The following is an 11,600-nucleotide window of genomic DNA, read 5'->3' as shown; positions in this document are numbered from 1 at the left end:
TTAGTGCGCGGTTAAGGTATAATTAATCACCGCTGTATAAGTACCGGCGGGCTTGTTGATCAAATATTGTGTTCGGGAAGGAGGTATCCGGTAGCGTATATTCAGATACCGGTCCACAACCGGAAGCGCTCCGCTCACCAGCAATTGATCGGTTGTAGAAAGAGCACTTACGGTGTTCACACCTGTTTGACCGGCGACGGGGCTTAGCTCCAGTATGCTTGCCGGCAAGGTGGCTCCGGAAGCTGTCCCGGAACCCGTAAAATCAGCAGCAGATGCTCTTACACTGATATCATAGGGCGTTGTTTTGCTTACCTGCAAATGATTGGCAATATCCAATGCCACCCCGTTTTTGTAATCTGCCGCAGTTTGAAACGGCAGGGTTACACCCGTGGTTGACAGGTTGAATTCTGAAAGGTCGTTTACGATAACATTCAGGTTTAGTACTTTGCTATAAATAGCCGCCGGGCTGGCATTGGTTCCCTGCAGGGCAAGGGTAGTGCTGTAATTTCCCTTATTGATAAACGCCGTTTTTAAATCCGCCGGGCTAATAAAAAACCGGGCTGTAAAACTGGTTTTATTCCCCACAGGCACCGGGGCATTGGCAACCAATTGCTGGCTGGTGGTCGTCAGCGGCATTATCGCACCTGTGGGTGTAGTCATTTGCACCTGTATTTTGCCCACAGCAGTTTGCGGGTCCGCTACACCGGCATATCCGTTTGTAAAACCCAGCTGCGTTGTATTTGCGGCAAGGCTCAGCTGTACCGGTACCGTATGCCGCAGCTGAAATGCGTTATTGAATTCCAGTGTGATATTCCGGAAGTATTTGAGGTTATCTACCAGCAGCGATATATCTGCCGGGGCCATGCTCTCTTTTATAAGCGGATCCACAACCACAGTGAGGATCACCTCCGCAGGCGTAACGGTTCCAACACTGATCCCGCTAAGCGAGTAAGCCAATGTATTGGAGTAGGTACCCGCCTGCCAGGCCGTTGCCCCAAGACTGGCAGCCTCATATTTTACTTCAAAATCTCCTTTGTTAAGCAATCCTAATGCTAAAAGCGCGCTGGTTATCGGCTGGTTAGACATATTAAGGATAACGGCATTATCCTGGTTTGTTCCTTTGATAAATCTGGCAGAAATCTTTGACAGGGGCACAACAATGCCCGTAACAGGAGATGGGTTCAGATCGCCGTTGCCCTTTACCAGAATATTGGGCAGCAGTGCCAGTAACGGGTTATAGTTGTATCCGCTTGCCGTTACACTTTTTGATCCGCTTATTAAGGCGTCTTCATTAATGATCAGCTGGGCATTTTGGGCGCGCAGCACAAGCGGATACCAAAGCAACAGTACCAGCCAAAAAGGCCGGATGACCCTATTCTTCCACATGAATATTTTTTTCTGCAACTTTTAATTCATTGTCGGCCCCGGCGTCCAGTATGGCTACCGCAAGATAGTTTCCGGCGGCCAGCTTAGGGAGCGGGTAATTAATCACCTGGTCATCTCCGGGCGTAATGGCAATGGGCACCGGCTCCGGCTTTATTTCTTCCCCCGTTTGCTTATTCGTTAGTTCAAACCGGATAAAACCATCTTTATGCACCTGCCCGGTATTTTGATATTTTACCACCAACCGGTGCACCGCGCTATCTTTTACATGCGGGGGTTCATAATGAAAGGCCAGGAACCGGAGTGTGCCTTTTTGCGCAGCCGGTGGTGTATAAAAAAGCTGGATACCAAATTCCATGCTGATCCGGATGCCGATACCGGATTTGTCCTTTGCCGCTGTGCGGGGCGCATTTACCTGTGTAAAAAACAACATGCTATTGCTGGCCGTTTTTTGGGTATCCGCCAGGGGGATCCGCATATTGACCGTAAAGGTCTTTTTTTCACCAGGTGCCACAACAAAATTTGTCTGGGGCAGGATGATACTGGCTGCATTGGAATGCGGAAGGCTGTTTACAGGAAAATACTGTTTAACGCCCAGCGAATCCCGGTTCCAGTCTTTCAGGCTTAATAAGAATTCATAAGACTGAGTTGTGGTATTGAATACTGTAATGGTTTCACTCACGGTTTCTCCCGGAACACCTTTGAAAAAAAGGCGCATAGGAGAAAAGGAGAGTTGCTGCGCCGGTAAACCGCAACAAAAAAAGAGGCTTAAGAAGAGGAGGCTGAGGGACCGCTGGCTCATTGAGACGTGTACTATTTAAAATAATAAAGCAGAAACTTTTGAATGTCAAAAATTTCTGCTTTTAAGTACCACAACCGCTTATTGTGCAGTAGCGGTATAAACGATATTTGTTGTATAGGTGGTTTTTGTGGCCGTTAACAATGCTGCATTCTGCGGGATCTTGTATTGTACATCAAATCCCTGATCCAGCGTAGCCGTACCTGAAATCAGGGTCTGATCTGTTTGTGTAGGCGTGATATCGGCTGGGAAACTGGTTCCGCCGGTGATACGCGCAGCCAGCTTTAAGATACTTAAAGGCAGGGAGCTCCCTCCGCCGGCAGTAAAATCAGCCGTACCGTGCACCTTTATATCGTAGGGCTTGGTACTGGTAACCCGGAACTGGTTCGCAATCTCTACTGTTTTTTCACTGTTGTAGTCGGCCGTTGTCTCGTAAACAAAATTTACTTCGTTTGATCCTGTTGGGGCTACCGGCGACACTCCGGTTACATCTTTTAGCTCTACGTTAACCGCAACGGTGCGTAATTGAGCCTGGGCAGTACTGATCATGCAAACGGCAAAAGCGGCCAGCACGATCTTGTTTTTGGTTGTTTTGTGCATTCTTAAAAATTTAAGAGGAAAAGTCAATTAAAAAGCAGCATAGTTTCCTATATCCATTGCAAAATTGAAAGAAATGCATTCCAATAAAAAATTTAGCGTATCACATGATGATGTGAACGGCTTAAAAGAGGTATTGATACACCTCTTCTACCCGGCCCATCCGGATCACTTCAATATTAAAGCGGCTTGTATTTTTCAGGGATTGGTTGTATTTTGATACGATGATCTTTTCAAAGCCCAGCTTTTCGGCTTCCGCAATACGCTGATCGATTTTGTTTACAGCCCTGATCTCGCCGCTTAAGCCCACCTCCCCTGCAAAGCAAATGGTTTGGGCCAGGGGCACATCTTCATAAGAAGACAATAAGGAACAAAGTACGGCGAGGTCAATGGAAGGATCTTCTACTTTGATGCCACCGGCAATGTTGAGGAATACATCCTTAACACCGAAATGAAAGCCGCCCCGCTTTTCCAACACGGCCAGTAACAGCTGCAGGCGCCGGAGATCGAAGCCGGTAGCCGTACGTTGTGGTGTTCCATAAACGGATTGTGTAACAAGCGACTGAATTTCGATCAGCAGCGGGCGTACCCCTTCAATGGTAGCCGCAATGGCAATACCGCTCAGCTGGTCTTCTTTTTGCGTAATTAATATCTCCGATGGATTCAGCACTCCCCGCATACCCATATCCGTCATTTCATAGATGCCCAATTCAGAAGTGCTTCCAAAACGGTTCTTTAATGTGCGCAGGATCCGGTAGGCGTAATGCCGGTCTCCTTCAAACTGCAGTACCACATCCACCATATGCTCCAGCACTTTTGGTCCTGCAATGCTTCCTTCCTTGGTGATATGGCCAATCAGGAATACAGGCGTATGGGTTTCCTTTGCGTACCGCTGAAATTCGGATGTACACTCCCGGATCTGAGAGATGCTTCCGGGTGAAGCATCAATGACCGGAGACTGTAATGTTTGTACAGAGTCTACAATAACGATCTGCGGTTTTAGCTTTTTAATTTCCTGGAAAATGGTTTGGGTAGAGGTTTCGGTAAGCAGGTAAAACTGATCATTGATCTTTTCACTACCGCCGGCAGTTAAACGGTCGGCACGCATCTTTATCTGTTGCTCACTTTCCTCTCCGCTTATATATAAAACCTTTGTATTTGTAAATTGCAGTCCGCATTGTAAAAACAACGTGCTTTTCCCGATGCCGGGCTCTCCCGCAACCAGGATGATGCTTCCCGTTACAATACCGCCGCCCAAAACCCGGTTTAATTCCACATCACGGGTTATGATCCGCTTTTCTTCCTGGCTGATGACATCATGTATGGAGATCGTTTTATTACTGCGCTTTACTTCCCCGGTATATTGATTCCAATCTGTTTTATCGGATCCTTTATCAATGATCTCCTCAACAAATGAATTCCATTGACCGCAGGACGGACATTGCCCCAGCCATTTAACACTTTCATATCCGCATTGCTGACAAAAGAATGATTTCTTAACCTTAGCCATGTGGTAAAGATAACAGAATTGAAAGTGGAGCGTTAAGATTTAAGTTCTGTGAATGAGCGGGCGATTTGGAATGAGAATTGCATATGAAAAGGAACCGTATCCCTGCAGGAAGTTTTGCTGTTTTTAGAAGCACTAAAGAAAACCAGTTCCTGCTTCCGGATCCGGTCTTCTAAAAAAGTAAAAAGGCCAATCTTTCGACTGACCTTAATACTTACTAACCCATTAAATTCTGATACTAAGGTACAATTCTGGCTTAGAAATAAAAAATCAAATTCAGTAAGCAGGGGGTTAAGAAATTAAGAACTGTTGAAATTTCAGTCGCCAAAAAGTAAGCAATATTTTGATTATTAATTATTTATTAACAAAACCAGGCTTCAAATATCTTCAAAAAAACTTATCTACATGACAAAAAGTCAGCCAAATCTCCAATATTATCATTGGATGGAGATTTGCTGGGTATAAAGAAAACTCAAGAAATATGACACCAGGAATTATGATGGTATCGCTGCTATTTATGGGTATCAGCATGATCGTATCAATGATTTTGAAGAGCAAATTCAGCCGGTACAGTAAAGTTCCGCTGGCTGCCGGCCTGAGCGGAAAAGAAGTTGCAGAAAAAATGCTCCGGGAAAACGGCATCTACGATGTTCAGGTAACTTCTGTGCAGGGGTTCCTGAGCGACCACTATGATCCGGCTAAAAAAACCGTAAACCTGAGTCCGGAAGTTTATGAAGGACAAACGGTGGCTGCAGCAGCTGTGGCAGCGCACGAGTGCGGCCATGCCGTACAGCATGCCCACCAGTATGCACCACTTCAGATGCGCAGCAAGCTGGTACCGGCTGTTCAGTTCAGCTCCATGATCGTAAACTGGGTGCTCCTGGCTGGTATCATTATGGCCGCTTCGGGAAGTTATACCCTGCTGCTGGCGGGTATTGTGTTAATGGGAATTACAGTGGTATTCTCTTTAATTACCCTGCCGGTTGAATTTGATGCCAGCAGGCGGGCCCTGGCCTGGTTAAATCATACCAATGTAACCAATAGCACCGAATACCCCATGGCGAAGGATGCTTTAAAATGGGCGGCCACCACCTATGTTGTTGCAGCCCTGGCAGCCGTGGTAACCCTGTTGCAATACATTTCCATCCTGATGAACAGAAGGGACTAAACAATCGTTTCGTATAATGGGAGCGGGGCTGCTACCGCCGGTAAAAAAAGCTTGTTAAAATGCATTACCGCAACTGGTACGCCACCACCTTTTTTGCGTTAAAAGTGGGCATATAAATAATCCGCTTAACGGGATCATATCCCATATCGGCCGTGTTCATTTTTTCCAGGTGTGTATCCAGCAACAACTCCACTTGTCCCGATGCTGTTACATAAAACAGGTATCCGCTCCATGCGCTTACAAGGAAATCGCCATTCCCAACCGGCTCAATACCATCGATCCCCTGTGGAAGCTCTGCGATGGTGGATACCTGCTTGCGGGCGTCTGCCTTCTTTAATTTTTTTCCTTCTGCAAAATACAGCGCATCTCCTACTACTTTTAACCCGTTGGCACCTTTAACACTATCCAGGTATACGGACGGGCGTCCATTTTCCAGTTTCCAGATCCTGGCCTTCCGGGAATCCGAAACAAACACGGCCCCCTTGCTATCTGTGGTAATATCATTTAAACCGGTGGCGCCTTCCAGGGGTATTTTTTTCTCAACACGTCCTTTGACTATATCCACCACCACTACTTCATCAATATCCGCTACAAAAAGTTTGTTTCCTACCCGTCCCAGGCCCTTGGGTGCATTGAGTCCCTCAATCCAATGGCCGTTGAATTGCCGGCCGTTCAGGTCCAGCTTTCCGATGCCCCCGATGCCGTCTTTATCCCATCCGCCACCATTGATGAGCGACACGTAAAGCGTATTGGCCGCAATATCGGGCAACACCGATTCCGGTACCGGGATGATGGTATCGGTTTCCCATAGCTTTTCAACTTTATGCACCTGTGCGGTTGCCATACCGGAAATCAACAGACAAATAAAAAGCATCTTTTTTTTCATAACAGCAAAGTTTATAAATATTACAGCCCTGTAAAGAAACAGAAACATAGCGGCCGGCTATTGCATTTTATTGGCAATAAATGCAACTATTTTAACCTTCACAATCCCGGGCGATTTCTTGAATAAATTTATAAAAAAACGCAAATATTTGGTAAAATGCTAAAAACCGGCAGCTCTATGCTCCTTTCGGTGAAAAACTTCGACAACGATTGCGTAGATTTTTCGCGCAAAAGTCTATAAACTTCTAATTTTATTCCTGCTTGTAATAACAATTGTTTGACGAATCCATTTGGCTATGAGACCTCAGTTGCTTAAAGTTGCTAATGAACCGCAGCGTTCATTTAATGTCCGCAGGGACCTCGTTCCGCATGTAAATAACCGATGGCATATGCATGCAGAGCTGGAGCTCATCCATATTAAAAGCGGGGAAGGCACACAATTTATCGGGGACAGCATTACATCCTTCCAAAGCGGAGATGTGATACTGGTGGGGCCCAACTTACCGCACTACTGGAAATTTGATGACCTGTTTTTCGAAGAGGCATCCCGCCGCACTACCGATGTGCGTGTGGCACATTTCAACGAAAATTTTCTTGGTGGCCAGTTCCTTCAACTGCCGGAAAACAATGGTATCCGGAGCCTGCTTGAAAAATCACGCAGGGGATTACAGGTGCAGGGACATGCCAGGGCTGAGGTTGCCGCTATTTTAGAAAAACTGCTGACCGTTGAAGGCAGTCAGCGGATCATATTGATGCTGGAAGCACTGGCCATCATTGCCGAAGAAAAAGACTGTTTCCAATTGTCCTCCATCGGGTTTAAACCGGATGGAGTTACTACCGATAACGAACGGATACAGGCCATTTTTGATTATACCATTAAAAACTTCAAACGCAAGATCAAACTGGAAGAGATTGCCGATGTGGCCAATATCAGTCCCAACTCTTTTTGCCGCTTTTTTAAATCCCGTACCCGCAAAACCTATTCCCAGTTTCTTATTGAACTGCGGGTAGGCCATGCCTGTAAATTGCTGATCGAAACCAATCAATGTCTGAAGCGGCTCTGTTTCGAAAGCGGGTTTAACAACTTTACCAGTTTTCATAAATACTTTAAAATTATCACGGGAAAAAGTCCCATGATGTACCAGAAAGAATTTACTGCTTAAACAGCGCCGTATTTTATGGATGTTTTACAACGGGATCAGCTGGTCCAGCCTGTAAGCTGTGGTATCTTCCCAGCCCGGATCTTCTGTAACACGCCCCTTGGCACCACCGCAGCTTTGCATGCAACACAGCAATCCAGGATGCGTGTGGTCTGCTGTAAGCCAAAATAATTTACTGATTGGCTAATGAACCGTGGTATTTTTAAACAAGTATTTTGTCACTTGCATCGGTTTCAACAGGTATTACCTCCAATAAGTCTGGACTCTTAATCATTTTACACCATGATACATCGGAATCATTATACATTGTTTCTTTCGCTCCTGCTGGTTGGTTGCAGCATGGCCTTTAGCGCATTTGCACCGCTTCACAAAGAAAAGCCGAAGCAAACAGCCCCTACCCCACCTCCGCCGCTGAGGCTTCCGCAAGGGTTTACCGCTCATACCCTTATCGACAGCACCGCAAAAGCGCGGGATATTGTGGTAACACCGCAAGGCATTATTTATGTAAAGCTATCGCGCCCAAAAAACGGCAAGGGCATCCTGGTATTGCAGGAAGGCGCCAACGGAAAGGCACAGGTTACCGGTGGATTTGGAAACTACAACGGAACGGGACTCTATTTAAAAAATGGTTTTTTATACGCCTCTTCCAATGAAGCTGTTTTCCGGTATAAGCTCAATGAAAAAAACGAGGTGGTAAATCCCGATCAGCCGGAAACCATCATTACCGGTTTAAAAATGGGCCGGCAGCACGAAACAAAATCCGTTGTACTGGATAACGACGGGAACATCTATGTAAATATCGGCTTCCCCATGAACTCCTGCCAGGAAAAAGACCGGCAGCCCGGATCCATGGGTATTCCCGGTTGTCCGCTGCTGGATTCTGCAGGTGGCATCTGGCAGTTCAGGGCCGATAAACAAAACCAGTCTTATCCCCAGGGCACACGGTATGCCACCGGGCTTAGAAATGTTGTCGGTCTTGACTGGAACACCCAAAACAATACCCTTTTTGTGATGCAGCATGGAAGGGATCAGCTGCATGATCTTTTCCCGGACCTGTACACAGCAAAACAATCGGCTGAACTTCCTGCGGAATGTATGTATATGGTTAAAAAAGGCGATAATGCCGGTTTCCCTTTTATCTATTACGATCCTTTTCAAAAGAAAAAGATCCTTGCCCCTGAGTATGGCGGCGATGGCAAAAAAGAAGGCAGTGCCGGCTATATCGACCCTGTAGTAGCGTTTCCCGGGCACCTGGCCCCCAACGGGCTGCTGTTTTACACCGGCAACCAGTTTCCGGAAAAATACCGGAACGGGGCCTTTGTTGCTTTTCATGGTTCCTGGAACCGGACACCGGAAAAACAGGAAGGATTTATGGTAGCTTTTGTTCCTTTTAAAGACGGTAAACCCGCCGGCGACTGGGAAGTATTTGCAGACGGCTTTGCCGGCGTTCCGGAAGTGCTTACACCCCGGCAGGCGCAGCACCGCCCCTGCGGACTGGCCCAGGGACCCGATGGCTCCCTGTATGTAACAGACGATGTTAAGGGCACGATTTATAAGATCGAGTATAAAAATAATTGAAAAAGCAAGCGGATCATCCGAACCGTTTGCACACATCATATCTACTATTTGGCCACAGATGAAAAAAATGATCCTTGCAGCGCTTTTGTTTGGCTGCATTTCTCCCGTGTTCTCCCAAACAGTAAAGAAAGCTGCCCCTGTAAAAAAGGCCGCGCCGGCAGCCGGTTTGCCAGCAGTTTTGAAGAGCGGGAAACTGGTATATCAAAAGTTTTGCCTCTCCTGCCACCAGGTTGATGGTGGTGGAGTGCCTAATCTGAATCCACCCATCATTGGCACCAGCCAGGTAATGGGGAAAAAAACGTCCCTCATAAACATTGTGCTGCATGGCATGCAGGAGCGGGTTGAAATTGACGGGGAACTGTATTCAAACAATATGCCTCCGTTTAAAGCACTGACCGATCAGCAGGTGGCAGACGTGCTTACCTATATCCGGAAGAGTTTCGGAAACAATGCCAGTGCCGTTACAAAAACAGAAGTAGCGCTGGTGCGTTCAGGGAAAATAAAATAATGCCGGTTCGGCAATAAAGCAGCAACACACATGCTTATGTCAACTTCTTTCAGGACGGTTACAATTGTGAACCTGTTTTTGTGAACTTTTTTTTTGTTCACAAAAATGCGTTCACAGTTTTTGCATAGAACGCCCGCCCACCATGTGCCGGGGGTCTGCAGGCGGTATGCTCTGGGCGGTATGGACGTTCATCGGTATCACCGGAAAGGCGTTACAATAGCGTTTATCGCTTCCCATAATACAGGAATATCCGGGTTGCCCTGAAGCTTTTATTCAATTATGTGATACTGCTTTGAGGTGGATTCATGGAAATATAGTTGAAGCGGGTAATAAAGCCAGTACTGCCGCATATTTATTGTAGTGATCACCGGCTATAGAGCAAAGACCGGTGCAGGAGGACCATGTATCTTTTGGAATTGTTTCACAGCGTTCGTTTTGTCTGGCACTATAAATATAATAAAAAAACAGCACCCGTTTCCGGATGCCGCTAACAAGTTATTATCTGTATGGCCGGTACCCGCCTAGAGTTTTTTCAACACGGCTCTTGTTTTTTCCAGCATCCGCATGCGGTCTGCATCCATTCCTCCTGCCGAATAAATATTCATTTCAATTTCCGTAAGCGTATGGAATACCTCATCCTGAAGTGCCTGGGGAACATTCCGGAGTGTCATTTGCTCTTTTAAACCGGTTTTATTGAACAAGGCGGCTGATATCTGGTAACGCTGCTCCAGGTATTGCACCATGCCTTGTTTTAGCAAGCTGTAAAAAGAGCTGCCGGCCTTGGCAACCGCGTTTTCCGCGGGCTGCAGCAATGCATCGATCCCCGCCGGTGCCTGCGGAACCGGTTCGTATGTTACGGGCTTTGTGGCCGTTGGTTGCTGGCGGGCAGGCAACTTTACAGCCCGTTTTCTTTTTGACCGCCGCACCAGGAACAGCACCAGCAGTAACAGCGCTACCCCACACAGGCCAACAAGCAGTGCGCCAAAATTATCATTGCGTTCTGCATTATTCGTTACCGGGGCCTGATCGCGCCGGATCGATCCGGGTTCCCTGGAATAAAATGTGATGGCGGGGTTACTGATCGTATTATAGCGATTTTGCCGGGCGTCAAAATAGGCAAACCGGATCGGCATAAGGGTGTAAGTACCTACCTTTCCAATTGTAAAAGGGATAGTAAAGGTTTTTACTCCCGCGGCGGTACGGCTGTTGCGGTTGTATTGCTCCTCTATACCGGGCGGATATACCACGATTTCCCTGGGCCATTCTACCGCAGGCTGTGTTACCTGGCTAAAATCGCCTGTTCCGGAAATGATAATCTGCAGGGTTCCCCGCTCGCCTGGTGTAAAGTTGATCTTTGAAAGCTTTATGTTCATTTTAAAATCGCCCACCGCCCCGTTATAAACGGCTGCAGGGGCATTGGCCGGAGCCTGCTCCACATTAATGGAAATAGGCACGGAAGCAATCGTCATGCGGTATTCCCCGTTCTTCAAGGGAATATTGTCATCAGCACCTTCCAGGATCGAACTTCGGTTACCGGATGCATCTACCAGCCGGATGCGGTTGCTGATCACCATCGGGTCCAGCTCCAGCTTTCCTGCCTCCATGGGCGTCAGCTGCACTTTCCGGATGGTATGTACATCGAAGGTTTCTCCGTTCACCGTTTCGCGGCTCACCATTCCATCGCCGGCGCTGATCAGATCCCGGAACTCAAACCCTTTAAAGGCAGGGTCCTTTACTACTTCAGAAACCGATTCCAGTGAAGAGTAGAGTTTATAGGTAACAATGATCGGCTCGCCAACATAACAATTGGTTTTATTGGCATATACATTCAAATAAATATTGCTTCTTAACCTCGCCTCCAATACGTTCCGCTGGGCCCTTACAGAAAAAGAAGCCATCAGCAGGAATATCAATAAACCAAACCGTTTCATGCGTGCTTTTTAAAGATGCTACCTGCCGGGGCAGGCCGTTTAATGAAAACTACAGGAAATCTATAGGCGGTCACAGCAAATCGC

10 protein-coding genes are annotated in these 11,600 nt (G+C 47.0%); 4 read left to right on the top strand and 6 right to left on the bottom strand.

Going from position 1 to position 11,600, the window contains the following annotated elements; all coding sequences use genetic code 11:
• From Q1V85_RS04170 to radA, 4 genes are all read right to left on the bottom strand, one after another.
• Entirely contained in the window at positions 1 to 1,386 is a 1,386-nt protein-coding gene (locus Q1V85_RS04170; RefSeq protein ID WP_300597749.1) for a hypothetical protein, read from the bottom strand.
• Complete coding sequence (locus tag Q1V85_RS04165; protein ID WP_300597747.1) at positions 1,373 to 2,185, bottom strand: hypothetical protein; 813 nt, start codon at positions 2,183 to 2,185, stop codon at positions 1,373 to 1,375. Before Q1V85_RS04165 ends, Q1V85_RS04170 begins: the two co-directional genes overlap by 14 nt.
• A gap of 78 nt (positions 2,186 to 2,263) precedes the next feature.
• Positions 2,264 to 2,782 (bottom strand): hypothetical protein, encoded by a 519-nt coding sequence (locus Q1V85_RS04160; protein WP_300597745.1) that lies wholly within the window; start codon positions 2,780 to 2,782, stop codon positions 2,264 to 2,266.
• A gap of 121 nt (positions 2,783 to 2,903) precedes the next feature.
• On the bottom strand, positions 2,904 to 4,289 hold the full coding sequence (radA, locus tag Q1V85_RS04155) for a DNA repair protein RadA (RefSeq protein WP_300597743.1): 1,386 nt from the start codon (positions 4,287 to 4,289) through the stop codon (positions 2,904 to 2,906).
• Positions 4,290 to 4,767: 478 nt separating this feature from the next.
• On the opposite strand from radA, the gene Q1V85_RS04150 reads away from it, so the two are divergent.
• Positions 4,768 to 5,454: a zinc metallopeptidase gene (locus Q1V85_RS04150; RefSeq protein ID WP_300597741.1), complete on the top strand. Its 687-nt coding sequence runs from the start codon at positions 4,768 to 4,770 to the stop codon at positions 5,452 to 5,454.
• Between the two features lie 64 nt (positions 5,455 to 5,518).
• On the opposite strand, the gene Q1V85_RS04145 is transcribed toward Q1V85_RS04150, so the two are convergent.
• The gene (locus Q1V85_RS04145; RefSeq protein WP_300597739.1) at positions 5,519 to 6,340 is read right to left on the bottom strand and encodes an ATP-binding protein; all 822 of its coding nucleotides are present in this window, start codon (positions 6,338 to 6,340) and stop codon (positions 5,519 to 5,521) included.
• Between the two features lie 295 nt (positions 6,341 to 6,635).
• Between Q1V85_RS04145 and Q1V85_RS04140 the strand changes: the two genes are divergently transcribed.
• The 3 genes from Q1V85_RS04140 to Q1V85_RS04130 all read left to right on the top strand — a co-directional run bounded on the left by Q1V85_RS04140 (position 6,636) and on the right by Q1V85_RS04130 (position 9,585).
• The gene (locus Q1V85_RS04140) at positions 6,636 to 7,502 is read left to right on the top strand and encodes an AraC family transcriptional regulator (RefSeq protein ID WP_300597737.1); all 867 of its coding nucleotides are present in this window, start codon (positions 6,636 to 6,638) and stop codon (positions 7,500 to 7,502) included.
• A gap of 279 nt (positions 7,503 to 7,781) precedes the next feature.
• A complete protein-coding gene (locus Q1V85_RS04135; protein ID WP_300597735.1) occupies positions 7,782 to 9,077 on the top strand; it encodes a PQQ-dependent sugar dehydrogenase in 1,296 nt (431 codons plus the stop codon).
• A 58-nt stretch (positions 9,078 to 9,135) separates the two neighbouring features.
• Positions 9,136 to 9,585: a cytochrome c gene (locus Q1V85_RS04130; RefSeq protein ID WP_300597733.1), complete on the top strand. Its 450-nt coding sequence runs from the start codon at positions 9,136 to 9,138 to the stop codon at positions 9,583 to 9,585.
• Between the two features lie 521 nt (positions 9,586 to 10,106).
• On the opposite strand, the gene Q1V85_RS04125 is transcribed toward Q1V85_RS04130, so the two are convergent.
• On the bottom strand, positions 10,107 to 11,516 hold the full coding sequence (locus tag Q1V85_RS04125) for a hypothetical protein (protein ID WP_300597731.1): 1,410 nt from the start codon (positions 11,514 to 11,516) through the stop codon (positions 10,107 to 10,109).
• Positions 11,517 to 11,600: the final 84 nt, after the last annotated feature.

This window comes from Niabella sp. (assembly GCF_030150205.1).
GTDB lineage: Bacteria > Bacteroidota > Bacteroidia > Chitinophagales > Chitinophagaceae > Niabella.
The sequence above is the reverse complement of the archived record's forward strand: the minus strand, read 5'-3'. Positions and strand labels throughout refer to the sequence as shown.